The organism is Kurthia sp. Dielmo (genome assembly GCF_000307285.2).
In the GTDB taxonomy this organism is placed as follows: domain Bacteria; phylum Bacillota; class Bacilli; order Bacillales_A; family Planococcaceae; genus Kurthia; species Kurthia populi.
On sequence record NZ_HE578956.1, the window covers coordinates 480776 to 507394 of the forward strand.

At 40.1% G+C, this 26619-nt stretch carries 25 protein-coding genes; 23 read left to right on the forward strand and 2 right to left on the reverse strand.

Translation table 11 applies throughout. From position 1 onward, the window contains the following. Nucleotides 1-17: 17 nt before the first annotated feature. The 4 genes from KTHG_RS02705 (at nt 18) to KTHG_RS02720 (ending at nt 3323) form a co-directional block, all read left to right on the forward strand. Nucleotides 18-929, forward strand: coding sequence for a dihydroorotate dehydrogenase (locus KTHG_RS02705; RefSeq protein ID WP_020189387.1), 912 nt, complete (start codon nt 18-20; stop codon nt 927-929). 2 nt (nt 930-931) lie between these two features. After that, entirely contained in the window at nt 932-1639 is a 708-nt protein-coding gene (pyrF, locus tag KTHG_RS02710) for an orotidine-5'-phosphate decarboxylase (RefSeq protein WP_020189388.1), read from the forward strand. Nucleotides 1640-1641: 2 nt separating this feature from the next. After that, entirely contained in the window at nt 1642-2274 is a 633-nt protein-coding gene (gene pyrE, locus KTHG_RS02715; RefSeq protein ID WP_020189389.1) for an orotate phosphoribosyltransferase, read from the forward strand. Nucleotides 2275-2420: 146 nt separating this feature from the next. Further along, nucleotides 2421-3323 (forward strand): VOC family protein, encoded by a 903-nt coding sequence (locus KTHG_RS02720; RefSeq protein ID WP_020189390.1) that lies wholly within the window; start codon nt 2421-2423, stop codon nt 3321-3323. Nucleotides 3324-3581: 258 nt separating this feature from the next. On the opposite strand, the gene KTHG_RS02725 is transcribed toward KTHG_RS02720, so the two are convergent. After that, on the reverse strand, nt 3582-5267 hold the full coding sequence (locus tag KTHG_RS02725; RefSeq protein WP_020189391.1) for an Rqc2 family fibronectin-binding protein: 1686 nt from the start codon (nt 5265-5267) through the stop codon (nt 3582-3584). A gap of 158 nt (nt 5268-5425) precedes the next feature. On the opposite strand from KTHG_RS02725, the gene KTHG_RS02730 reads away from it, so the two are divergent. The 14 genes from KTHG_RS02730 to KTHG_RS02795 all read left to right on the forward strand — a co-directional run bounded on the left by KTHG_RS02730 (nt 5426) and on the right by KTHG_RS02795 (nt 19861). Continuing rightward, nucleotides 5426-6301 (forward strand): YicC/YloC family endoribonuclease, encoded by an 876-nt coding sequence (locus tag KTHG_RS02730; RefSeq protein WP_044527201.1) that lies wholly within the window; start codon nt 5426-5428, stop codon nt 6299-6301. Between the two features lie 50 nt (nt 6302-6351). Then, nucleotides 6352-6972 (forward strand): guanylate kinase, encoded by a 621-nt coding sequence (gmk, locus tag KTHG_RS02735; RefSeq protein ID WP_020189393.1) that lies wholly within the window; start codon nt 6352-6354, stop codon nt 6970-6972. Nucleotides 6973-6975: 3 nt separating this feature from the next. Next, complete coding sequence (gene rpoZ, locus KTHG_RS02740; RefSeq protein ID WP_020189394.1) at nt 6976-7200, forward strand: DNA-directed RNA polymerase subunit omega; 225 nt, start codon at nt 6976-6978, stop codon at nt 7198-7200. Between the two features lie 92 nt (nt 7201-7292). Beyond that, nucleotides 7293-8495, forward strand: a complete 1203-nt coding sequence (gene coaBC, locus KTHG_RS02745; RefSeq protein ID WP_020189395.1) for a bifunctional phosphopantothenoylcysteine decarboxylase/phosphopantothenate--cysteine ligase CoaBC — start codon at nt 7293-7295, stop codon at nt 8493-8495. Then, nucleotides 8492-10900 (forward strand): primosomal protein N', encoded by a 2409-nt coding sequence (priA, locus tag KTHG_RS02750; RefSeq protein ID WP_020189396.1) that lies wholly within the window; start codon nt 8492-8494, stop codon nt 10898-10900. The genes coaBC and priA overlap by 4 nt, the downstream gene beginning before the upstream one ends. A gap of 13 nt (nt 10901-10913) precedes the next feature. Continuing rightward, nucleotides 10914-11420, forward strand: a complete 507-nt coding sequence (def, locus tag KTHG_RS02755; protein WP_020189397.1) for a peptide deformylase — start codon at nt 10914-10916, stop codon at nt 11418-11420. Further along, entirely contained in the window at nt 11420-12361 is a 942-nt protein-coding gene (fmt, locus tag KTHG_RS02760; protein ID WP_020189398.1) for a methionyl-tRNA formyltransferase, read from the forward strand. The genes def and fmt overlap by 1 nt, the downstream gene beginning before the upstream one ends. Then, nucleotides 12358-13713, forward strand: coding sequence for a 16S rRNA (cytosine(967)-C(5))-methyltransferase RsmB (gene rsmB / locus KTHG_RS02765; protein WP_020189399.1), 1356 nt, complete (start codon nt 12358-12360; stop codon nt 13711-13713). Before fmt ends, rsmB begins: the two co-directional genes overlap by 4 nt. A 63-nt stretch (nt 13714-13776) precedes the next feature. Further along, entirely contained in the window at nt 13777-14889 is a 1113-nt protein-coding gene (rlmN, locus tag KTHG_RS02770; protein WP_020189400.1) for a dual-specificity RNA methyltransferase RlmN, read from the forward strand. Between the two features lie 21 nt (nt 14890-14910). Further along, nucleotides 14911-15648, forward strand: coding sequence for a Stp1/IreP family PP2C-type Ser/Thr phosphatase (locus tag KTHG_RS02775; RefSeq protein WP_020189401.1), 738 nt, complete (start codon nt 14911-14913; stop codon nt 15646-15648). A gap of 3 nt (nt 15649-15651) precedes the next feature. Beyond that, nucleotides 15652-17652, forward strand: coding sequence for a Stk1 family PASTA domain-containing Ser/Thr kinase (gene pknB / locus KTHG_RS02780; protein ID WP_020189402.1), 2001 nt, complete (start codon nt 15652-15654; stop codon nt 17650-17652). Between the two features lie 10 nt (nt 17653-17662). Continuing rightward, nucleotides 17663-18544 (forward strand): ribosome small subunit-dependent GTPase A, encoded by an 882-nt coding sequence (gene rsgA, locus KTHG_RS02785; RefSeq protein WP_020189403.1) that lies wholly within the window; start codon nt 17663-17665, stop codon nt 18542-18544. Nucleotides 18545-18548: 4 nt separating this feature from the next. Beyond that, entirely contained in the window at nt 18549-19211 is a 663-nt protein-coding gene (gene rpe / locus KTHG_RS02790; protein ID WP_020189404.1) for a ribulose-phosphate 3-epimerase, read from the forward strand. Further along, entirely contained in the window at nt 19211-19861 is a 651-nt protein-coding gene (locus KTHG_RS02795; RefSeq protein ID WP_020189405.1) for a thiamine diphosphokinase, read from the forward strand. Before rpe ends, KTHG_RS02795 begins: the two co-directional genes overlap by 1 nt. A gap of 233 nt (nt 19862-20094) precedes the next feature. Here KTHG_RS02795 and rpmB read toward each other — a convergent pair whose 3' ends face one another. Beyond that, entirely contained in the window at nt 20095-20283 is a 189-nt protein-coding gene (rpmB, locus tag KTHG_RS02800; protein ID WP_010286489.1) for a 50S ribosomal protein L28, read from the reverse strand. Nucleotides 20284-20518: 235 nt separating this feature from the next. Between rpmB and KTHG_RS02805 the strand changes: the two genes are divergently transcribed. From KTHG_RS02805 to recG, 5 genes are all read left to right on the forward strand, one after another. After that, nucleotides 20519-20893: an Asp23/Gls24 family envelope stress response protein gene (locus KTHG_RS02805; protein ID WP_020189406.1), complete on the forward strand. Its 375-nt coding sequence runs from the start codon at nt 20519-20521 to the stop codon at nt 20891-20893. A 17-nt stretch (nt 20894-20910) separates the two neighbouring features. Then, the gene (locus KTHG_RS02810) at nt 20911-22554 is read left to right on the forward strand and encodes a DAK2 domain-containing protein (RefSeq protein ID WP_020189407.1); all 1644 of its coding nucleotides are present in this window, start codon (nt 20911-20913) and stop codon (nt 22552-22554) included. 358 nt (nt 22555-22912) lie between these two features. Beyond that, a complete protein-coding gene (sdaAB, locus tag KTHG_RS02815) occupies nt 22913-23581 on the forward strand; it encodes an L-serine ammonia-lyase, iron-sulfur-dependent subunit beta (RefSeq protein WP_020189408.1) in 669 nt (222 codons plus the stop codon). A gap of 11 nt (nt 23582-23592) precedes the next feature. Next, on the forward strand, nt 23593-24492 hold the full coding sequence (gene sdaAA / locus KTHG_RS02820) for an L-serine ammonia-lyase, iron-sulfur-dependent, subunit alpha (protein WP_020189409.1): 900 nt from the start codon (nt 23593-23595) through the stop codon (nt 24490-24492). Further along, nucleotides 24482-26530, forward strand: coding sequence for an ATP-dependent DNA helicase RecG (recG, locus tag KTHG_RS02825; RefSeq protein ID WP_020189410.1), 2049 nt, complete (start codon nt 24482-24484; stop codon nt 26528-26530). Before sdaAA ends, recG begins: the two co-directional genes overlap by 11 nt. Nucleotides 26531-26619 lie beyond the last annotated feature (89 nt).

A 26619-nucleotide genomic window follows, 5' to 3' on the forward strand; every position in this document is an offset into this window, starting at 1 on the left:
AAAGGAGTCGTAGCACTGTGAACCGCTTAGAAATCACATTACCAGGAGTAACATTAAAGAATCCAATTATGCCTGCATCAGGTTGCTTCGGCTTCGGCCAAGAATATGCGCAGCTTTATGATCTATCAAAGCTAGGTGCAATTATGATTAAGGCTACAACAGCAGAACAACGTCGCGGTAATCCAACGCCACGTGTTGCAGAAACGGCTGCGGGCATGTTAAATGCCATCGGTCTTCAAAACCCTGGTCTAGAGCATGTGCTTGCGCATGAGCTACCATGGCTTGAAAAATACGATGTACCAATTATCGCCAATGTTGCGGGTTCTGAAACAGAGGATTATGTGCAAGTCGCACGTGAAATTAGTAAGGCACCAAATGTGTATGCACTTGAGCTAAACATTTCGTGTCCAAACGTGAAATGCGGCGGCATTCAGTTCGGTACAGACCCAGCTGTTGCAGAAGCACTCGTACGCGCTGTAAAAGAAGCAGCGGGTGTGCCAGTTTACGTGAAATTATCACCAAATGTGACGAGCATTGTCGATATGGCAAAAGCTGTTGAACGCGGTGGTGCGGATGCCATTACGATGATTAATACATTAGTAGGTATGCGTTTAGATCAACGTACAGGGAAGCCAGTTATCGCAAATGGTACAGGCGGTTTATCAGGCCCGGGTATTAAACCAGTAGCCATTCGTATGGTCTATGAAGTATATAAAGCAGTCAATATTCCGATTATCGGTATGGGCGGGGTATCAACAGTAGAGGATGTCATCGACTTCTTATCTGCAGGTGCTTCAGCAGTAGCAGTCGGAACAGCAAACTTTGTTGAGCCATTCATTTGCCCGAACCTAATCGACGCACTACCACAAAAATTAGACGAACTTGGCGTTGAAAACGTCCAAGACTTAATCGGAAGGAGCCATCGCTAACGATGAACACAAAGCCAATTATTGCACTTGATTTTCCAACACCTGAAGATGTAACAACCTTTTTATCTCAATTTGATGAGCCACTATTTGTAAAGGTAGGCATGGAGCTTTATTTACAAAATGGGCCATCCATTATTCGTGCCATCAAAGCATTAGGTCACGACATTTTCTTAGATTTAAAACTGCATGATATTCCAAATACGGTGAAATCAGCAATGAAAGGCTTAGCGAAGCTAGATATTGATTTAGTAAATGTTCACGCAGCAGGCGGCTCGCTGATGATGAAAGCAGCGCTAGAAGGACTTATTGAAGGAACACCAGAAGGCAAAGAACGTCCCGCATTAATTGCTGTTACGCAATTAACTTCGACTTCTGAAGAGCAAATGAACAATGAACAAAAAATCCCTGGAGCCATTTTTGAATCCGTCGTCCATTATGCGAAACTCGCAAAAGATGCGGGTTTAGATGGTGTTGTCTGTTCGGTTCTCGAAGCGAAAATGATTGAAGAAGCATGCGGTAAAGCCTTCTTGAAAGTAACACCTGGTATTCGCTTAGCAGGGGGGGCGACACATGATCAAAAACGTGTTGCAACACCGCAAGTAGCGCGCGCAGAAGGCTCAACACAAATCGTTGTAGGACGCGCGATTACAAAGGCACAAAATCCAGTAGAAGCGTATCATACAGTAGCACAATTATGGGAGGACAATTAAAGATGGCAATTCAACACGATGTAGCAAAAGGTATGTTAGAAGTAGGCGCAGTAGAGTTAAGTCCAAATGATTTATTCACATGGGCATCAGGTATTAAATCACCAATTTACTGCGATACACGTCTAACGATTTCATTTCCAAAAGTACGTAAAGTAATCGCACAAGGCTTAGCAGACTTAATCAACGAAAAATTCCCAGGCACTGAGCTTGTAGCAGGCACAGCGACAGCAGGCATTCCACATGCTGCATGGGTAGCGGAGATTTTAGACTTAGCAATGGTATATGTTCGTTCAAAACCAAAAGACCATGGCCGTGGTAAACAAACGGAAGGGAAATTCCAAGCGGGTGCTAAAACAGTTGTGATTGAAGACATCGTTTCAACAGGTGGCTCTTCAATCAATGCAGTAGAAGCATTAAATCGTGAAGGTGCTGATGTACTAGGCGTTGTCTCTGTGTACTCATACTTATTACCAGCTGCACTTGAAAACTTTGAAAAAGCAGGCGTGCCATATTATAGCCTGTCTAATTTCGAAGCATTAATTGAAGCAGCAAAAGAAACAGGTGCAATCGAAGAAGCAGATATCCCAGGGTTACTAAGCTGGTACGAAGACTTAAAAGCAGGTAACTTAAAATAATTGCGACATATATGTAGATAAATTTATCTGAATAGAAAAGAGGAATTGCATATGATTGCGATTCCTCTTTTTCGTGCGAAACTTGCATCGCTTGTTAAAATATGATAAAACTTAGTTGTTAACTAGGAATTTGTGAGGGATTAAATATGACAACATTTGAAATCGATTCAAATCTTAAAATTGATAACGTAGTATTAAAAGTAATAGACTTAGAGCGACAAACTGCTTTTTATGAGCAAGTTGTCGGTTTATATGTAGTCGAAAAAAGTGCAACAACCGCTAGCTTCTCAGCAGCAAAAGGAGCTCCGGCTTTCTTTACATTACAAAAAACAGCAGAAAAATTGCAGCCAGCTCTGTCAACAGGCTTATTCCACACCGCTTTTTTATTACCAACGAGAGCTGCGTTTGCGACAAAATTCTTTGAGATTTTACGCAATAAAGAAACGGTGGATAGTCCACGCGAACAAGAAAATCGTTTCCCGCATTTTGAACGTATTATTCCCATTGCAAAATTGGATAGTGCAAGTGACCACGGCTATAGCGAAGCTTTTTATTTATCAGATATTGAAGGCAATGGCATCGAAATTTACGCAGACCGTCCACGTGAGGAATGGGCTACACGTCCAGGGGGCAGTAACCCGCTAGATTTTAAAGAATTAGCGCAGCTTGCAGATTTTGATACGGATGGTAAGCTACCCGCAGATACAATTATCGGACATGTGCATTTACGCGTAAACCAACTCGCAGAAACGCTAGCTTTTTACCATGATGTATTAGGCTTTGAAAAGCAAGAAGTATATGATGATGTATTTTTCGTAGGTGCGGGTGGCTATCATCATCATATCGCTGGGAATACATGGTCTGGTGATAATCCAGCACAACCATTAGAACGTCATAATGGCTTAAAAGAGGTACATATTAAATTGTCATCTAGTGAAGCCTATGAAGCATTGAAAAATCATGTGAAGCAGCAAATTCCATTCCAAGATTTAGATGATACATTTATTGTAACGGATCCAAGTGGTAATCGAATTGTTATCAAGCAGTAGGTACAGTACATTTCACTAAGGCTCTAAAGTAATGATTTTTATTTTTAGTCTAGATAACTGTAGATTTTTGTAGGAATTTGGCATTCTTATCATTTAAAAAGTAATAAAAAAAATAAGGAATATATGTTTTGTAATGTTTTATTGGGGAAAAATGACAATTGGAGGTGATGATTTTGATTAGAAAAGGGAGGTCACTCATCATTTCTTTGTCTATAAAAATACCCCTGACTTGGGCGAACAAGTCAGGGGTATTTTTTATTAGCGATGCTCTAATTTCATAATTTGATCTTCATCTGGATCGATGAAAATGGTTTTTTGTTCAAAATAATTGACGAAGCCAGGTTTTGCGCCGCTTGGTTTTTTGACATGACGTGCTTGCGTATAATCTACTGGTACAGAGCCTGATGCACGTGCCTTACTAAAGTAGGCTGCTAAATTTGCAGCTTCACGCATTGTTGGTTCATCAGGTTCTTCTTCGTGAATGACCACATGGGAACCTGGAATATCTTTTGTATGCATCCAAATTTCATTTTTACGGGCAATTTTAAATGTTAAATAATCATTTTGCTTATTATTTTTCCCAACGGAGATACGCGTCCCAGTCGATGAAATGTATTCCTCAGGCTTTGGACGTGTCGGTTTTTTCCGACGTTTTGATTTTTTTAACTTCAAATAGCCTTGGTCTGCTAATTCCTCACGAATTTCTTCAATATCAGCAGGGGAAGCTTGCTCGACTTGTTGCATAATGATTTCAAAGTATTGAATGTCATCATTTGTTTTATCGATCTGCTCTTGAACCATGATAAGTGCGTTTTTGTACTTATTATATTTTGCATAATAGCTTTTCGCATTTTCAATCGGTGTTTTACGCACGCTAATTGGAATCGTAACCGGCTCATTTGTATAATAATTTGTGACAGTTACTTCTGTAGGGCCTTTTTCAAAGGCATATAGATTGGCCATTAAAAGTTCGCCGTATAACTGATATTTATCTAGGGTTTGCGCACGTTTTAAATCTTTGTCTAATTTTTTAAGCTTTAAACGTAATTTGCTTAGTTCGCTATGAATCCAGCGCTCCAAATCACCAGCTTGCTGCTTCACGCGGTCACGCTCAGCGCGTGCAAAAAATGTACGGTCTAGCAGTTTACTTAAATTAGGGTAGACGGTTTTCTTTTCATCGATATGTGTTAGTGCGATTGGAGAGAAGTAGACTTTATTGCCAATCTCAATATAGGTTGGTTCATTGCCACCCTCTTTAAACTGTTGAATAAATGGTTGAAAGGCATCGGCCATCGATAAACCTTCCGTATTGACACGATGTACAAATTCCTTCGCATGCAGTGGGCTAAAGCCAACAAATTCTTGGACGATTTCCTTAGGCTCACGTGGCATGCCAAAAAAATCATCTAATTCATTTAATGAAATCGTCAGTGGATTCTCTTTATCTTGCTTCGGTGGCTCGATATATTCAAAGCCCGGCAGCACTGTACGATAACTATTGACACTCGGTGGTAAATGTTTCAAGCTATCGACGATTTTTCCTTGCTCTTCCACGAGAATTAAATTACTATGGCGACCCATAATTTCAGCATATAGTTTACGTGTGATTGGGTCACCAATTTCATTGGTTGCTGTAATCGTTAAGACAATTACGCGGTCAGCACCAAGCTGTTCAATCGATTCGATAAAGCCACCCTCGATATGTTTGCGTAGTAATGTACAAAACATCGGCGGCTCAGGTGGGTTATCAATCGCTTTTTCTGTTAGATGCACACGTGCGTAAGATGGATGAATCGAAAATAATAATTTATCATTACGTCCATTTGCACGGACGGTTAAAATAATTTCTTGTGAGTTTGGTTGATGGACGCGAGCAATACGTCCTGTGACAAATTGTTGAAGCTCTTTCGTCATTGCGACAGTAAATAAGCCATCATAAGCCATAATCGAAAACCTCTTTCATTTTTAACGTCCTTTTATTTTACCATTTCTTAAGGTGCTGTGTCTTTTTAACGATTCATTGATTTTTTTAAATCGACAAGCAAAAATATTCGTTGCTATGCTATACTTATACTATTATGCAAAGAAGGATGTGACTGACCTTGGTTCGTAGCATGACTGGATTTGGCAGGGGTGTCACACAGACGGAACATTTCCAATTAACGGTAGAGGTCCGTTCGGTTAATCACCGTTTCTTGGAGATTTCTAGCCGCTTTCCTAAAGAATGGATGGAAGCTGAACTCGCCGCAAAAAAATTGATTCAATCAAAAGTATCACGCGGGAAATTAGACGTTTCTGTCTTTGTGAATGAAAATCATCAGCATGAACAAACAATGGTTATTAATTGGCCACTTGTCAATGCGTATAAAGCAGCGCGAAAAGAGTTAGCAGCAGAGGTTCCCTTAAAGGAAGAATGGGATATGACGGAGTTGCTAAAGCTAGAGGGTGCTTTAACAGTAGAGACCGCGCAACTACCGCATGAAGAAGTGATTGAGGCAGTTCGTGATGCTTTGACAGAGGCGCTAAACAATTTAATTGCGATGCGTGAGCGCGAGGGTGCTGTATTGCATGAAGTCATGTGTGGCTTTAAGCAAGAGCTTGTCGAGCAAATCGACTGCATTCGCGCCGTATCAGATGATGCGGTTGTGAAGTATCGCGAAAAGCTATTATTACGAATCAAAGAAGTGACGGAAAGTACAAGTGTCGATGAACGTGTGTTAACAGAAGTTGCTGTGTTTGCGGAAAAAATTGATATAGCAGAAGAGCTAGATCGATTAAATAGTCACCTAAAACAATTAGATGAAACACTAGCAGAGGACATTTCAATTGGGCGTAAGCTTGATTTCCTTTTGCAAGAGATTCATCGCGAAACAAATACGATTGGTTCAAAAAATCAATCATCTGAAGCATTTGTCGCAGTGGTGCAAATGAAATCGGTTCTTGAAAAAATGCGAGAACAAGTTCAAAATATTGAATAATCACTGAAAAAAATGTAAAATAATTAATTTGGAACGATGAGGGAGAACAAATGATAAAAGAACGTGGATTATTAATTGTCCTATCTGGTCCGTCTGGTGTCGGTAAAGGTACTGTACGTAAAGAATTATTCTCACAACCGGATACGAACTATGAATACTCAATCTCAATGACGACGCGTAAACCGCGCGAAGGCGAAGTAGATGGAGTAGACTACTTCTTTAAAGAACGAGAAGGCTTTGAAAAATTAATTGAAGAAGGCAAATTACTAGAGTATGCGGAATATGTAGGCAACTACTATGGCACGCCAATTGACTATGTTAATGAAACTTTAGATGCTGGTCGCGACGTTTTCTTAGAAATTGAAGTACAAGGCGCTACACAAATTCGTGAAAAAGCACCTCATGCTTTATTTATCTTCCTTGCGCCACCGAGCCTTTCTGAACTGCAAGACCGTTTAATCGGCCGCGGTACAGAATCGCAAGAAGTTATTCAAAATCGTATTGCTGCTGCAAACGAAGAGCTTGAAATGATGAATCTTTACGATTATGTAGTCGAAAATGATGAAGTTGAGCTTGCATGTGAGCGCATTAATGCTATTATTTTAGCTGAACACTGCCGTCGTGAACGTGTAGAAAAACAATATTTAGCTATGTTGAAAGGGGAAAAATAACCGATGATCTATCCATCAGTTGACGTATTAAAAACAAAAATTGATTCAAAATATTCTTTAGTGAGCCTTGCTGCAAAACGCGCGCGCACTATGCAAGAGGGTTCTGCTGAACTTTTAAGCGATTATAAATCTGTGAAAAACGTTGGTAAAGCACTTGAAGAAGTAGCTGCAGGCGTTTTAACAAAAGAAAAACAAGACGAATCAAAAGTATACGAAGACGAAGTTTAATTTCGCCATCAACAACAATTACTCGATGAGAATCGAAGAAGCTCCCAGGTATGATTCTTGGGAGCTTTCTATTTTATTGGGGAGGAATACGAATGCTTGTGAATAAAAAGATTTTACTTTGTGTGTCTGGTGGGATTGCTGTCTATAAGGCCGTTGCGCTTGTTAGTAAATTGACGCAAGCTGGCGCACATGTGAAAGTGATTATGACAGAATCAGCACGTCAATTTGTGAACCCATTAAGTTTTCAAGTGATGTCTAAAAATGATGTATTTTACGATACATTTGATGAAAAAGATTCGCATGTCATTGCTCACATTGATTTAGCAGACTGGGCGGATTTAGTACTTGTAGCACCAGCAACAGCGAATGTCATTGGGAAACTAGCAAATGGCATTGCTGACGATATGGTGACGACAACATTGCTTGCGACAACAGCACCTGTTTGGATTGCACCAGCAATGAACGTCCATATGTATGACCACCCAGCAGTATTACGTAATATTGACCGTCTTTATGCAGATGGTATTCGTTTTATCGAGCCGTCAGCTGGGTATCTTGCATGTGGTTATGTAGGGAAAGGCCGCTTAGAGGAGCCTGAAAAAATTACAGCGCTAGTGAGTAAATTTTTTGAACCACAAAATTTACCACTAAAAGGCAAGCAAGTGATTGTTTCTGCTGGACCTACGCTAGAAAGAATCGATCCGGTACGTTACTTATCGAATTTCTCAAGTGGCAAAATGGGCTATGCAATGGCGGAAGCAGCACGTGATTTAGGTGCTGCTGTGACGCTTGTACATGGGCCCGTAGCGCTACCAGATCCAAGTGGTATGACCGTTATTGCGATTGAAAGTGCCGAACAGATGCTAGAAGCGATTTTATCGCGCTATGACGCAGCAGATTATGTCATTAAAGCAGCTGCAGTAGCAGATTATCGTCCAAAGCAGGCAGCACAACAGAAAGTAAAAAAACAGCAGGGTGATACACAGATGGAGCTTGAGCGAACACCAGATATTTTAGCGACGCTTGGCGCTCAAAAGACACATCAACTGTTAATCGGCTTTGCTGCTGAAACAAATGATATAGAAACGTATGCACTTGATAAATTAGCACGTAAAAATGCAGATTATATTATCGCCAATGATGTGTCAAAAACAGATCGCGGCTTTGGCGCGGACCAAAATACAGTGACCTTATATGGCCATGATTTTGTACAGCATTTCCCGTCCACATCTAAACGAGCCTTAGCAACGCAATTATTAGAAACAATCATTGCACAGTCAGGTGTTGCGAAATGATTGCAAAAGTAATTGTTGACGTGTCCGCTTATCCAGTTGACCGTCCGTTTGATTATGGTGTCCCAAAACAGTTAGTCCATTTAGTCGAGGCAGGCAGTCGTGTCAAAGTACCTTTTGGCCGGCGCAATGTCCTCGGCTTTATCGTGGGCTTTAGTGATACGACGGATGTGCCAGCAGGGAAGCTAAAAGACATTGCGGAGCTACTAGATTTAACACCTGTTTTAACAGCTGAAATGCTTGAGATGGCGAAGTGGATGACGCAAAAAACATTATGTTATGAAATTGATGCATTACAAGTGATGCTACCGAATGCATTGCGTGCAAAATATGAGAAAAAAGTCGTTTTAAACGTGGCTGTGACAACTCTAGATGAGTCGCTTCAACGTGTATTTGGGAAGCGGCAAATTTCAACGTATAAACTATTTGAAAAAGAAGGTTTACTGGCACCTTTAAAGCGTGCGATTCGAGATGGCCAAGTCGAAGTGATTACCGCTGTAAAGCAGCAAGGGAAAGCGAAGACGGTTCGTAAAATTAAAGTACATGACGATAAATTTTTCTTACAAGAGCTTGCAGAGTCAATGGGTGCGCGTGCGAAAAAGCAATTGCATGTTGTGCAGTGGATGTCTGAGCATGCAGGCGAAGAATTTGTGCCAGCAGAACTAGCAGCATTATTAGACGTGTCAGATGCGGTATTAAAGGGTGTCGTAGAACGAGGTGCGGCATCCTTTACAGATGAAGAAACGTATCGTGACCCTTTTTCAAAAGAGGTGCAAGCAACAAATGCTCTAACGCTTACAGAGGAGCAACAACAGGCACTAACGTCCATTAACGCTGCTTATGATGCGAAACGTGCGGAAACATTTCTATTACAAGGTGTTACCGGAAGTGGGAAAACGGAAGTTTATTTACAAGCTATCCAGCATGTGATGAACGAAGGAAAACAGTCGATTGTACTCGTTCCTGAGATTTCATTAACGCCACAAATGACGGAACGATTCCGTGCACGTTTTGGAGATAAGGTAGCCGTGATGCATAGTGCCTTATCGATGGGTGAAAAATACGATGAGTGGCGAAAAGTACAGCGTGGTGAAGTGAGCGTTGTCGTTGGTGCGCGCTCGGCCGTTTTTGCACCATTTACGAATATTGGCTTAATTATTTTAGATGAAGAGCATGAATCCACATACAAGCAAGAAGACACACCGCGTTACCATGCACGAGATGCAGCTATTTGGCGCAGTCAGTTTTATAACTGTCCGGTTATTTTAGGGAGTGCCACACCAGCACTAGAGTCATCCGCTCGTGCACAAAAAGGACGATACACGTTATTGAAATTAACTGAACGTGCGAAGCAACAGGCGTTACCGAGCGTTGAAATTGTTGATATGCGTAATGAGCTACATAAAGGGAATCGCTCGATGTTTTCTAATGCATTAGCACAAGGGATTCGTGAGCGTCTGGAGCGCGGTGAACAAATGGTGTTGTTTTTAAATCGCCGTGGCTTTTCATCGTTCGTGTTATGTCGAGATTGTGGAACGGTTGTGCAATGTAAAAACTGTGATATTTCATTAACGTATCATAAAACATCGCATTCCTTACGCTGTCATTATTGTGGCTATGAAGAACCGATGCCAACCACGTGTCCAAGCTGTCAAAGTGAGCATATTCGCTTCTTTGGTACAGGAACGCAAAAGATTGAAGAGGAATTGCATAAAGTATTCCCAGAAGCGCGTGTGCTACGAATGGATGTGGATACAACACGTCAAAAAGGGGCACACGAGCGCATTTTAGATGCTTTTGGTCGTGGTGAAGCAGATATTTTACTTGGTACACAAATGATTGCGAAGGGACTTGATTTCCCAAATATTACGCTTGTTGGTATTATGAGTGCTGATACGTCGCTGAACTTACCAGACTTCCGAGCAGCAGAGAAGACATTCCAGCTACTAACACAGGTCAGTGGTCGTGCCGGACGTCATGAACTGCCGGGACAGGTCGTTATTCAAACGTATACGCCAGAACATTATGCAATTGAGCTTGCACAATCACAAGATTATGAACCATTTTATAAACGCGAAATGAAAATGCGCCATCGTTTTAGCTATCCGCCGTACTTTTTTGTTGTCCTTATTCAAATTAGTCATGAAAATGCTATGAAGGCGTCGGACTATGCACACCAAGCGATGCGCTTCATTCAAGCGAATTTATCGCCACAAGTTGGCTTAATTGGTCCAACACCAGCATCAATTAGCCGAATCCAAAATAGATATCGCTATCAATGTTTGATAAAATATAAAGTAGAGCCTAATTTGATTGAGGCATTGAAACAATTAATTAGAATGTATCGTACGGATTGGATAAAAGACGGCGTACAATTATTCGTCGATCTCGACCCATCGTCCATATAGAAAAGAGGATTTTATGGCTATTTTAAACGTAGTAACAGAACCAGCTGACATCTTGTTAGCAGAAGCAAAACCTGTCACAAAATTTGATGCAAAACTGCATAAATTATTAGATGATATGTATGAAACAATGGTTGAAAGTGAGGGTGTTGGAATTGCCGCACCACAAGTCAACCAATCATTACAAGCCGTTATCGTTTTAATGAATATTGATTCTGAAGAAGAGGAAGAAATCTTAGAATTAATCAATCCAGAAATTGTCCAATATTCAACAGATACGAATGTCGATTTAGAAGGTTGCCTAAGCATTCCAGAGCAATTTGGTGATGTAGAGCGTGCTAATGGTGTGCGTGTGGAATTTGAAGACCGCTTCGGTAAAACATATAAATTAGAAGCAATCGGCTATGATGCGCGTGTTATTCAACATGAAATTGACCATTTACATGGGGTATTGTTCACAACAAAAGCATCAAAAATGTATACGCCAGAAGAAATGGCTGATATGTTTGGGGAGGAAGAATAATGACGTCTATCGTATTTATGGGTACACCGAATTTTTCAGTACCTGTTCTTCAAATGTTAGTTGAGGAAGGCTATGACGTATTAGCTGTTGTCACACAGCCAGACCGTCCAGTAGGCCGTAAACGTATCTTAACGCCACCACCAGTAAAAGCGGCAGCGCTTGAGTTAGGCTTACCAGTTATTCAACCTGAAAAATTACGTGGCTCAGAAGAGTTACAACAAATTATTGCACTAAATCCAGATTTAGTTGTAACTGCTGCTTTTGGTCAAATTTTACCGAAATCGTTACTTGATACACCAAAACTAGGTTGTGTTAATGTCCACGCATCGCTACTACCTAAATACCGAGGGGGTGCACCAATTCACCAAGCTGTCTTAGATGGAGAAGCTGAAACAGGCGTTACGATTATGTATATGGCTGAAAAATTAGATGCAGGTGATATTATTTCACAACGTGCTATCACAATCGAAGACCATCATACAACGGGTCAATTATTCGATGAATTAAGCATCATTGGTCGTGATTTATTAAAAGAAACAATTCCAGCGATTGTGGCAGGAACAAATGACCGCACACCACAAGACGAATCACTTGTGACATTTGCACATAATATTTCACGCGAGCAAGAGCGCATTGATTGGACAAAATCAGCGCGTACCGTATTTAATCAAGTACGTGGCTTAAACTCTTGGCCAGTTGCCTATACGACATTCGCGGATGAAAACGTCAAAATATGGGCTGTACGTGAGTCTGCAGAAACAACAACAGCCGCACCAGGCACAGTCGTTGCCAAAGCAAAAAAATTCTTTACTGTAGCGTGTGGTGAAGGAACAGCGGTTGATGTGCTAGAAATTCAACCAGCAGGAAAAAAAGCGATGCCAGCTGTGAACTATTTAAACGGTGTAGGCTCAAAATTAGCGATTGGGGATCTATTTGAATGAGTAAAAAGAAAGCCGTCATTTGGGACGGAAATGTACGTGACGCAGCCTTAACGATTTTATTAGCCGTTGATGAAAAGCAAGCCTACAGTAATTTATTGCTTCATAAAACAATTGAGAAATATAATATTTCAGCAAAAGACCGTGGTTTATTAACGGAATTAACTTATGGCACATTACAATATAAATTAACATTAGATTATTATTTAGAGCCGTATGTACGCGGAAAATTAGATACATGGGTACGCTGGCTATTACGTCTAGCACTTTATCAAATTGCATATCTTGATAAAATTCCAGACCATGCGGCAGTAAATGAAGCGGTAGAAATCGCAAAACATCGTGCGCGTCACCGTGGCGTTAGCGCGACTGTAAATGGTATTTTACGCTCGATTTTACGTGAAGGCTTACGTGAAACAACAGCCATCAAAGATCCAGCTGTGCGTATTTCTGTAGAAACAAGTCACCCAGAGTGGCTTGTTCGTCGCTATATTGATGGATTCGGTATTGAAGCAACAGAAGATATGTTAATCGAAAATAATCTACCACCACTTCAAACTGTACGTGTCAATTCAATCAAGGCGGATACGCGCGGTGGTCTAGAAGCGTTATGGGATGAAAAATTTTCTGTACGCCGTAGCGAAAACATTCCAGAATGTTTGCATGTCCTAGAAGGTCAACCAGCACGTTCAAATGCTTTTGCTGAGGGGATTATTACTATTCAAGATGAAAGCTCAATGCTACCTGCATATGCATTAGATGTAGCGCCTGGTATGCGCGTCTATGATATGTGTGCAGCCCCTGGTGGTAAAACAACGCATATCGCTGAAAAAATGAATAATGAAGGCGAGTTAATTGCAACAGACCTTCATAAACATAAAATTAAATTGATTCAAGAAAATGCAGATCGTTTAGGTTTATCAATTATCAAGCCACAATTGTTAGATGGTCGTAAAGCACAAGAACAATTTGAGAAACAGTCATTTGACCGTGTTTTAGTCGATGCACCATGTAGTGGCTTAGGCGTGATTCGTCGTAAGCCAGATATTAAGTACACAAAATCAGAATCAGACTTTGCTTCATTACATGCAATTCAGCTTGATTTATTGGATTCTGCCTATGAATTATTAAAACCTCAAGGCAAAATGGTTTACAGTACGTGTACAATTGATAAAATGGAGAACAACGGAACAGTGGAGGCATTTTTAGCGAAGCATCCAGATATGAAGCTTTCACCTGTCTCTAATGCACCTGAAGCTGCGCAAGAATTACGCGACAGTGGTATGATGCAAGTATTTCCACAAGATTTTAATAGCGACGGTTTCTTTGTCGCATCATTCGTGAAACAAGGCTAAGTGAAATAACTAAGTGCTGAACAGGCTACGGCCTCTAAGCCACAGTAATAAGGAGATTCCAACGTGGAACAAGAAATTTTAAAACCAGTAACTGAAAAAAAACGTGTCAAAAAAGAAAAGCCAGTCTTACAAGAATCAATTTACTCTTTACTACCAAAAGATTTAGAGCAGTGGTTAAAAGATAATGGCGAAAAATCATTCCGTGCAAAACAAATTTTCGATTGGCTTTATGTAAAACGTGTTGGTTCATTTGAAGAAATGAGTAATCTATCAAAAGGCTTACGCGATAAATTAGCAGCTAGCTTTGCGTTAAGTACGTTATCAACACTTGTAAAACAAGAATCAAAAGATGGTACGATTAAATTTTTATTCCAATTACAAGATGGCTATTCAATTGAAACGGTATTAATGCGTCATGACTACGGAAATTCTATTTGTGTCACAACACAAGTAGGTTGTCGTATCGGTTGTACATTCTGTGCCTCAACATTAGGTGGGTTAAAACGTCACTTATTAGCAGGTGAAATCGTGGAACAAGTTGTGAAAGTACAACGTCAATTAGATGAATTAAATGAACGTGTATCAAGCGTTGTTATTATGGGTATCGGGGAACCATTCGATAACTACGACAACATGATGCAATTCTTACGTATTATCAACCATGACCAATCATTAAATATCGGTGCGCGTCATATTACAGTATCAACTTCTGGTATTGTGCCAAAAATTTATAAATTTGCGGATGAAGAATTACAAATTAATTTCGCCGTATCCTTACATGCACCAAACCAAGAAGCACGTCAAAAATTAATGCCAATCGCAAAAGCATATAAATTAAATGAATTGCTTGATGCGGTTAAATATTATACAGAAAAAACAGGTCGTCGTGTAAGTTTTGAATATGGCTTAATGTCTGGTCAAAATGATTCGACAGACGTGGCAAATGAGTTAGCGGACTTAATTAAAGACATTAAATGTCATGTCAATTTAATTCCGATTAACTACGTGCCAGAACGTGATTATGTTCGTACATCACGTAGCAGTATTTTTGCTTTTGAGCGCACATTAAAAGACCGTGGTATTAACGTAACAATTCGTCGTGAGCAAGGTTCTGACATCGCGGCTGCTTGTGGTCAATTACGTGCACAAGAACGTGAAGAAGAAACAGCACACTAATTGTTAAAGAGGTGAAGTGCCTTGAGATTTACGGTTGAAAGTGATATTGGAAAAAAGCGCTCGGTAAATGAAGACCGAACGTTGCTCTTATCGCGAGGAAACCTTCAATTAGCAGTTGTTGCAGATGGCATGGGCGGTCATAATGCCGGTGATGTCGCAAGCACAATGGCAGTTGAAGGATTTAAGCAAGCATTTGAGCAAGTAGAGACACTCGATAGAGAAGCGAAGAAACAATGGCTTGCAGCAACTGTGAAGCGCGTTAATAAAGAAATTTATCGTTATTCGCTGACACATGAAGAATGCCAAGGTATGGGAACAACGATTATCGCCGCTTTAATTGAGCAGCAACATGTGACAATTTGTCATGTAGGTGATAGTCGCGCTTATTTTATTCAAGCAAATCAAATAGAACAAATCACACGAGATCATTCCTTTGTGAATGTTCTTGTAGAAACCGGCCAAATTAGTGAAGAAGAAGCAAAAACGCATCCACAGAAAAACTACATCATTAAATCTTTAGGCACTGAGGCAACAATTGAACCAGACTACTATGAGGTCCAATTGTTGCCTTATTCCTATCTATTAATTTGTTCAGATGGTCTTAGTAATAAGCTAACACCTTCTGAATTACATAGCATCGTCGTGGAAGATGAGCTTCTTCAACAAAAAGGTCAAACATTGGTTAGGTTAGCAAATGAGTATGGCGGCGAAGATAATATTTCGTTTATCCTACTAGAAGCTGATCGAGAGGAGGTGTAGCGCATGCTTATTGGCAAGAGTATTGGCGGCCGCTATAAAATCCTAGAACTCATTGGTGGCGGCGGTATGTCCAACGTCTATTTAGCACATGATGTGATTTTAGACCGTGACGTTGCTATTAAAGTATTACGTTATAATTTTACTGATGAAGATGAACTACATCGTCGTTTTCAGCGGGAAGCATCATCTGCTACAAGCTTAACGCATCCTAATATCGTATCGATTTATGATGTAGGGGAAGAAGCTGATATGCATTATCTCGTAATGGAGCATGTAAAGGGTCAAACATTGAAGCAATATATTCAGCAACATGCACCTGTATCGCCAAAGCGCGCCGTAACAATTATGCTGCAATTAACATCTGCTATTGCACATGCGCACCAAAATCAAATTATTCATCGAGACATTAAGCCGCAAAATATTTTGATGGATGAACATGGTACGGTGAAAATTACCGATTTTGGTATTGCGATGGCATTATCAGCAACGTCCTTTACGAAGACAAATTCTGTGCTAGGAACAGTGCATTATTTATCGCCAGAACAGGCACGTGGCGGTATTGCCACTGTTAAATCGGATATGTATGCGTTAGGCATTGTCCTGTATGAATTATTAACTGGGCAGTTGCCATTTTCCGGTGAATCAGCGGTATCAATTGCACTGAAACATTTACAGGCTGAAACGCCATCTGTTCGAAAAATCGTACCATCTATTCCACAGAGCTTAGAAAATGTAGTTTTAAAGGCAACAGCTAAAGATCCAAAATACCGCTATCTATCAGTTGAAGCGATGCGTGAAGATTTAGAAACGGTGCTTGATGATACGCGTAGTAATGAACCGAAATTTGTCGTGCCAGAAGATATGGATAAGACAAAGGCGCTACCAGTTATTCGTGACTTCACACCAAGTCCTGAAGATGATGAGGCGACGCGTGTGATGGAAGTAGAGCAAAAGCCTACACCAAAACCAGTCGAAGAAACACCGAAGAAGAAAAAACGTAATAAGTGGCTTATCACATTGGGCATATTAGGGATGTTGATGATTTTATTTTTAGCAGCACTTATTTTATTCCCGAGTTTATTTAAAGCACAGCAAGTAGAAGTGCCAGATGTAACCGATATTTCACTTGAAAAAGCACTAACAGAAATTCAAAATGCGGGCTTAACAATTGGCGAACGAAAAAACCAGTCTTCTGATGATATCGCGGATGGCAATATTATTACGACTACACCATCGGCTGGGAAAAAAGTTGATAAAAATACCGAAATTGATTTAGTGATTTCAAACGGTAAACGTCAGGTGACATTAAATGATTATGTAGCGCGTGATGTTGGGCAAGTACAACAATTACTTGAACAACAAGGCTTTGAGGTGAAGGTGAAGCGAAAATATTCTTCTAAAGAAGTCGATGAGATTTTAAGCCAAAAGCCAGCTGCTGGAAAATCAGTCGTACCAGAAGAAACGACTGTAACATTGACAGTGAGTAAAGGTATTGAGACATTTGAGCTAACGAATTTACTTGGCTATTCTAAATCACAGCTTCAAGATTATGCAGCACAGACAGGTGTGAACATTCGGATTACCGGAGAAGAGTACTCAGAAACTTTTGAGAAGGAGCAAGTGCTATCACAATCACCTGCTGCTGGCACACAACTAAGTGCTGGTAGTGATGTGACAGTCGTTTTATCAAAAGGTCCAGCTGAAAAAACATCTAAAACGTTAATTCGTACGATTGAAATTCCGTACGATGAAGCAACTACTGAAGAACCGGCAACTGAAGAAGAGTCAGATACGGAACAAGAAGAGCCTATACCACAAAAAATTGATATTTATATTCAAGATAAAGATCATTCTATAGAGGATGTATATCAAACATTCTCGATTACGGAAACAACAACAAAACGATTAAAATTAGTAATTGAAGAGGATGAAGAAGGCATTTATCGTATTACGCGTGATGGTGAGACGATTTATGACGAAACAATCCTTTACGACGATTTATAGGAGGCAGTATATGGCAACAGGCCAAATTCGAAAAGCATTAAGTGGCTTTTATTATGTACAAGATGGAGAACAACTTATTCAAACGAGAGGACGTGGGGTCTTTCGTAAACGTGGCATTACACCACTCGTTGGAGATTTTGTAGAGTATGAGGTGGAAGGAAATAATGATGGCACGTTGACAAAGATTGCAGAGCGAAAGAATGAACTTGTGCGACCACCGATTGCAAATATTGATCAAGCAATTTTAGTGTTCTCTGTCGTAGAACCTGATTTTAATACGATTTTATTGGACCGCTTTTTAGTTGTACTCGAATCATTCCATATTCAACCGCTTATTTGCTTAACGAAAATGGATTTACTCCCAACAGAAAAACGTGAAGATATGGCACGCTATATTGCGGATTATGAGGGGATTGGCTACACGGTTATTGAAACGTTTAAAGACGATGCTTCTATTTTAGGGAAATTAACGCCGCTATTAGCAGGGAAAACGTCTGTGCTTGCTGGACAATCAGGTGTTGGTAAATCAACACTATTGAATACGTTAATGCCACAATTGAATTTAAAAACGGGTGTTATTTCTGATGCACTTGGTCGTGGTAAACACACGACACGCCATGTTGAATTAATCGAAGTAGCAGGTGGATTAATTGCGGATACACCTGGTTTTAGTTCATTTGATTTTGATACAATAGAGAAAGAGGAATTAACATACTGCTTCCCAGATTTAGCGCGTCTCTCAGAAAACTGCAAATTCCGTGGTTGTTTACACGTGAAAGAGCCTAAATGTGCCGTTAAAGCAGCACTAGAAGCAGGTGATTTACAGCAATATCGCTATGATCATTATCTACAATTCCTACAAGAGATAACAGATAGAAAGCCGAGGTACTAATATTATGATTAAAATTGCACCATCAATTCTAGCAGCAGATTTTGGTAAACTTGTTGAAGAAGTGAAAGATGTCGAAAAAGCAGGCGCGGATTTAATTCACGTTGATGTAATGGATGGCCATTTCGTGCCAAATATTTCATTTGGTTCAATTGCTATGGATGCGATTCGTCCACATACAGAGTTACCATTAGATGTTCATTTAATGATTGAAAATCCAGACCAATACATCGAGCAATTTGCGAAAGCAGGCGCGGCGTATATTACGGTCCATGTAGAAGCTTGCCGTCATTTACATCGTACGATTCAATTGATTCGCTCATATGGCGTAAAACCAGGTGTTGTTTTAAACCCACATACACCAATTGAAACAATTAAGCATGTTTTAGAAGATATTGATATGGTGCTATTTATGACAGTAAATCCAGGCTTTGGTGGTCAAAAATTCATTCATTCTGTTGTACCAAAAATTAAAGAGCTATCAGATATTATTAAAGAGAAAAATTTAGATGTTGCGATTGAAATCGACGGAGGCGTCAACGCCGAAACAATCGTACCTTGTGCACAAGCAGGTGCAACAATTTTTGTTGCAGGTTCCGCTATCTTCGGTAAAGAAGATCGTACCGCTGCTTTAAAAGCAATTAAAGAAGCCGGAGAAGCGGCGCTTTAATGCACGTTATTATTTGTGCAGGAGGTCCAGAGGAGGAGGTCGCAGAACGCGACGTCCTCCTTTCTTTTGATGATGCCGTCTTTATTGGAGCGGACCACGGCACGATTTATTTATTAGATAAAGGAATTATACCTACAATGGCAGTCGGTGATTTTGATTCATTAACAATTGAAGAGTGGCAGCGAGTAGAACGAGAAGTGAAGACTATTGAGCGCCATGAACCAGAGAAAGATGAAACGGATACTGAACTTGCCATTATCCGCGCTTTAGAAATGAAACCACAAAAAATTACCGTAACAGGTGCTACAGGTGGTCGCTTAGATCATTATGAATCAAATTTACATTTAGTGTATCGTTTACAAAAGGAAGCACCTAACTGTTCGATTCGTTTAATGAATAAAACAAATGAAGTGCGCTTTATTTTACCAGGGACATCACGTTTACCTTATGATCAACGCTATAAATATATGTCCTTTTTTGCCTTTGGACGAGATGTTCCGGACGTAACATTAAAGGGAGTAGCCTATGAAACACATTCAGAGCTTGTACAAATGGGTACAACGCGTTTTACGAGTAATGAGGTTATCAGTGCGTCCGCGACTGTTAGCTTTTCAGAGGGCGCTTTATTGATGATTCGTAGCAACGACTAAACAAAAAGAAATCTAATTAAAATTGATGAGTATAAGAAAAGATGCTTTGACATACGTGTAGAAATCACCTCTCATAGGAGCATAAGAAAAACCGGAATCGCGCTGTGGCGCGGTTCCGGTTTTTCGTTGCGAACGCTAAAAAAGGAAAATGACGTGTTTTGTCCCAGCCTCTTCTTTTTGTTTGTACAAAAAAACACCTTGCTTATAGCAAGGTGTCTCGACAGCGCTAAAAATTATACGCGTTCAACTTTACCTGATTTAAGTGCACGTGCAGAAACCCAAACACGTTTAGGTTTGCCGTTTACTAAGATACGAACTTTTTGTAAGTTTGCACCCCAAGTACGTTTAGAAGCGTTCATAGCGTGTGAACGGTTGTTACCAGAACGAGATTTACGTCCAGTAATTACGCATTGTTTAGGCATATTAATTTCCTCCTCATTTAAGAAGTTGAAAGAGTGTGTTTCACTTCGGTATTTCACATACTATAATAATTTAACATACAGATTGGCACTTTGCAATAACTAAATCCTAGACTTTCAAGAAAAAAACCTTTACACTATGTTTTGTGCAAAAATGGACGAATACAGCGGAATCTTTTATAATAAGATTTTGTATAGTACAATAAAGTGAAGTTAATTTTAGACAGGGGGCCATATCATGTCAGTAGAAATTACAAATGAATTCGGTCATATTGATATCGCAAATGATGTTGTAGCACAAATTGCTGGAGGAGCTGCAATCGAATGTTACGGAATTGTCGGCATGGCAAGTAAGCATCAAATTCGTGATGGATTAACAGATATTTTACGTAAAGAAAACTTTGCACGTGGCGTACTAGTACGTCAAGACGGCGAAGATGAAAATAAAAATTTACATATAGACATGTATGTAATCGTTAGCTATGGTACAAAAATTTCAGAAGTAGCTTATCAAGTCCAATCAAAAGTAAAATATACACTTGATACAACATTAGGCATGGCTGTTAATTCAGTAAATGTTTATGTGCAAGGTGTTCGAGTAGCGAACGATTAAGAGGAGGAACTAAATCAATGAAGTCATTAGACGGCATTAAATTTGCGGAAATGGTGCAACTTGGAGCACATCATTTATCTCAAAACGCAGATTACGTAGATTCACTAAATGTATTCCCAGTACCAGATGGTGATACAGGTACAAATATGAATCTTTCGATGACATCAGGTGCTAAAGAAGTAGCAAACAATGTCACAGAAAATATTGGTGCAGTATCACAAGCCTTATCAAAAGGTTTATTAATGGGCGCACGCGGAAATTCAGGCGTTATTCTTTCACAATTATTCCGAGGATTCGGTAAAGCGGTTGAGAAAGAAGAAACATTAACAACAAAGACATTTGCAAATGCATTAAACTATGGTGTTCAAACAGCCTATAAAGCAGTGATGAAACCTGCAGAAGGGACAATTTTAACGGTTGCCCGTTTAGCAGGTGAAAAAGCTGTTGAAGTAGCTGAAACAGAAGACGATATTATTGTGTTAATGGAAGAAGTTTTAGCAGCTGCTAAAGTCGCTTTAGACAAAACACCAGACCTGTTACCAGTCTTAAAAGAAGTTGGCGTTGTCGATAGTGGCGGCCAAGGTCTAGTATTTGTATATGAAGGCTTTGTTGCTAGTTTAAAAGGCGAAGAGTTACCAGCGAAAATTGAATCTTCTTTAGATGATTTAGTAAATGCTGAGCACCATCGTGTACAAGATTTCATGGATACTTCAGCAATCGTTTACGGTTATTGCACAGAGTTCATGGTACGCTTCGAGGAAGACAAACGTCCATTCAACGAAGAACAATTCCGTGAAGAAATGAGCAAATTTGGGGATTCATTATTAGTGATTGCCGATGATGAAGTCGTTAAAATTCACGTTCACTCTGAAACACCAGGTGACGTTATTTCATACGGTCACCAATATGGTAGCCTTGTGAAGATCAAAGTAGATAACATGCGTTTACAACATACAGCTATCGTAGGTGACGAAAAACCTACAGCAGCAAAAGAAGTGAAAAAAGCACCTTATGCAATCGTTACAGTAGCACTAGGTGAAGGGGTAAAAGAATTACTTGAAAGCGTTGGTGCATCATATGTTATCGAGGGTGGTCAAACAATGAACCCATCTACAGAAGATATCGTTAATGCAATTAAAGAAGTTGGCGCTGAAAAAGTATTAATTTTACCAAATAATAAAAACATTGTGATGGCTGCAGAACAAGCGGTTGAATTATTAGATATTCCAGCTGCTGTTGTTGCAACGAAAACAATCCCTCAAGGTATGAGTGCTATTTTAGCATTTAACCCAGAGGCATCAGTAGAAGAAAATGCTGAAGCAATGACACGCGCATTTGCGGGCGTTTCAACCGCACAAATTACAACAGCAGTTCGTGATACATCAATCGATGGCGTTGAAATTCACACAGATGATTTCATGGCAATGGTTGAAGGTAAAATTGTGGCGTCTGTTAAAACATTAGAGGAAGCTGCAGAAGAAGCAGTGAAAAAAGTAATCGATGAAGATTCTGAAATCGTTACAATCCTTTATGGTCAAAATACGACACAACAACAATTAGCTCAACTAACAGGATTTATTGAAGCAAATTATGAAGATGTAGAAGTGGAAGTACATAACGGTAAACAACCGGTATATCCTTACATCATCTCAGTTGAATAATCGAGTAACTATTGAAGAGGCTAGGACATACATGTAATACAACCTCTCATAGGAGCATAAGAAAAACCGGAATCGTGCTGTGGCGCGGTTCCGGTTTTTCGTTGCGAACACTAAAAAAGGAAAATGCAACGTTTTGTCCAAGCCTCTTTTTTATGAAAAATTTTCCTCGTAATGTACACCGTGAAAACGCATCTTACACGCCTTGTACAACACTATTTTACGTTTTTTTCTGGCATGTCTTATTTAGTCGGACAAAATAGTAAAATGCAATCGTTCCCAATTGCATAAATGTTGGGTTTATGACTTGAATAGGATAAAATGATACTACAATTACTTATTTACTAAAGGGGGACTACGAATGAAGTTTTCATCCGTTTTTGACATTATTGGTCCTGTTATGATTGGGCCTTCTTCGTCCCATACAGCAGGAGCAGCGCGAATTGGTCGCGTAGCACGAGATTTATTTGGTAAACAACCAACATGGGCAAAAATACATTTATATGGCTCATTTGCGGAAACGTATAAGGGTCATGGTACCGATGTCGCAATTATTGGTGGTTTATTAGACTATGAAACATACGATGAGCGCATTAAAACATCTTTTGACGAAGCAGAAAAGGTTGGTTTAACATTTGAATTTATTCCTGAAACAGGTGCTTCAGAGCATCCGAATACAGCACGTATTATTTTAGGGGATGAAGAAGGAAACGAAATGTCGATGTGCGGAATTTCAATTGGTGGTGGTGCCATTGAAATTACGGAATTAAATGGTTTCCGTTTACGTATGTCAGGTGGTATGCCCGCTATTTTAGTCGTGCATAATGACCGTGCAGGTGTTGTCGCACATGTGGCTGTATGTCTAGCGAGCCATCAGATTAATATTGGACATATGGAAGTGTCACGGAAAGAACGCGGTACGATGGCTTTAATGGTCATTGAAGTCGATCAAAATCTACATGAAGATATTTTAAATGAGCTAGAAAGACTACCGAATATTACGCAAGTATCACGTATCAAAAATAGCTAGGAGGAATGAAGATGGAAGTGTTATTTCGTAACGTTCGTGAATTAGTCGAACGCGCAGAAAATGAAAATAAATTATTATCAGAGATTATGATTGAGCAAGAGATGGGGATGTCTGAACGTACGCGTGAAGAAATTTTTACCCAAATGGAACGTAACTTAGAAGTTATGGACCAAGCAATTGAACGTGGATTAAAAGGTGTCACATCGGTTACTGGTCTAACAGGTGGCGATGCTGTATTAATGCAAAAATACATTCAGTCTGGTAAAGGATTGAGCGGAGATTTCTTATTAGATGCTGTCAGCAAAGCTGTTGCAACGAACGAAGTAAACGCCGCGATGGGCATGATTTGCGCCACACCAACAGCAGGCTCAGCAGGGGTTGTACCGGGTGTGTTATTTGCGGTTAAAAATAAATTAAATCCTACGCATGAACAAATGGTACGTTTTTTATTTACAGCAGGTGCATTTGGTTTTGTTGTCGCAAATAATGCGTCTATTTCAGGTGCGGCGGGTGGTTGCCAAGCGGAAGTAGGTTCAGCAGCTGCAATGGCGGCAGCATCAATTGTTGAAATGGCAGGTGGAACACCGCAACAATCTGCACATGCATTCTCCATTTCACTAAAAAATATGCTAGGCTTAGTATGTGACCCTGTAGCTGGGCTAGTTGAAGTACCTTGTGTAAAGCGTAATGCAATGGGTGCAGCGAATGCAATGGTAGCTGCTGATATGGCATTAGCAGGGATTGAAAGTCGCATTCCAACAGATGAAGTAATCGATGCCATGTATCGAATTGGTCAAACGATGCCTTCTGCACTACGTGAAACGGCACAAGGCGGATTGGCTGCTACACCAACCGGTCGCTGGTTAGAAAAACGTATTTTTGGAGGAGCTGTAGCGAACAGTGGCAATTGATTTAAAAAGCCCTGTTACAGAGCTTAAGGGTGTTGGGAAGACAGCTGCCGAAAATTTAGAACAGATGGGTGTCCATACAATAGAAGAACTAATTATGACATTTCCGTTTCGCCATGAAGATTTTCGACTGAAAGATTTAGCACAAACCCCTCACAATGAGCGTGTGACAGTGGAAGGACGCGTTGAAAGTGTACCAAATGTCATGTTTATGGGCAAAGGTCGTTCACGCTTACAATTTAAAATGCTTGTAGGCAACCATTTGATTCGCGTATCTTTTTTTAATCAAGCATATTTAAAAAATAAATTAGAGCCGGGTGCGATTATTACTGTAACTGGCAAATGGGATCAAGGCCGTCAGCAAATTAGTGGTTCACAAGTTCACTTTGGACCGAAAGATGCACAGGCAGATTTTGAACCCGTTTATAGCTTAAAAGGGAAATTAACACAAAAAAAATACCGTCATTTTATGAGACAAGCATTAGATGAAGTAGCATTTATGATACCGGAAACTTTGCCAGGAAAATTGCGAGAGTCATATAAGCTATTAGGAATTCATGAAGCATTAGAAGGCGTGCATTTCCCTCAAAATGCGATGCATGCAAAGCAAGCACGTAGACGCTTTGTATACGAGGAATTACTCGTCTTTCAGCTAAAGATGCAGGCGCTTCGTAAAGTACGTCGTGAAGACGAGGCTGGCTTAGCGATTCACTATGATGTTGAAAAATTACGCACATTTTTTGCGGCTCTACCATATGATTTAACAGGGGCGCAAAAACGTGTTGTTAATGAAATTTGTAAGGACTTGCTAACGCCACAACGAATGAACCGTTTACTACAAGGTGATGTAGGTTCGGGTAAAACCGTCGTTGCAGCGAGTGGCCTTTATGCAGTAGTGACAGCAGGATTTCAAGGTGCTTTAATGGCTCCTACTGAAATTTTAGCAGAGCAGCATTTAGAAAATTTACGAAGCTGGCTAGAGCCATTTGATGTTCGTGTTGAGTTATTATCTGGTTCTACGAAAGCAAAAGCACGTCGGGCATTATTAGCAGATTTAGCAACTGGCGACATTGATGTGTTAATTGGTACACATGCATTGATCCAACCAGATGTTGCGTTTCATAAATTAGGGCTTGTGATTACCGATGAACAGCATCGCTTTGGTGTCAACCAACGGCGCGTGTTACGTGAAAAAGGAGAAAGTCCTGATCAGTTGTTTATGACGGCGACACCTATTCCACGTACATTATCGATTACAGCTTTTGGCGAAATGGATGTATCCATTATTGATGAGATGCCAGCAGGGCGAAAAGTAATTGAAACAAATTGGCTGAAAGCGGAGCAGTTCAATCTAGTCTTACAACGTATGGAGCAGGAATTGGCAGCAGGACGTCAAGCTTATTTGATTTGTCCATTGATTGAGGAGTCGGATAAATTAGATGTCCAAAATGCAGTGGAGCTTCATGCGCAGCTACAAACTATTTTTGCTGATAAATTTACAGTAGGACTTATGCATGGTCGTTTACCAGCCGATGAAAAAGATGCGGTTATGCGGTCATTTAGCGAAGGTGCTATCAATGTACTCGTATCAACAACCGTTGTCGAAGTTGGTGTGAATGTACCAAATGCCACGTTTATGGTTATTTATGATGCAGAGCGTTTTGGCCTCGCACAGTTACACCAGTTAAGAGGACGTGTAGGGCGCGGGGAGCATCAATCTTATTGTGTACTAGTAGCGGATCCTAAAAGCGAAGAAGGAAAAGAACGCATGATTTCTATGACCGAAACGAATGATGGATTCCGCCTTGCTGAAAAAGATTTAGAACTTCGCGGTCCGGGCGACTTTTTTGGGCGTAAACAAAGTGGTATACCACAATTTAAAATGGCTGATTTAGTTCATGATTATCGAGCATTAGAAACAGCACGACGCGATGCGAACAACCTTGTGTATACCAATGAATTTTGGCATGACGAGGAGTATGGTCCACTGCGTGAATCACTTGAAAAATCAGGTGTTATGACGGGTGAGCGCATTGATTAGAAGCGGAGAGTGCAATTTATACTTGCATTCTCCTTTTTATATTTATATACTGATATTAGTACCAAGTGCTAATACAAAGGGAGCGGCAT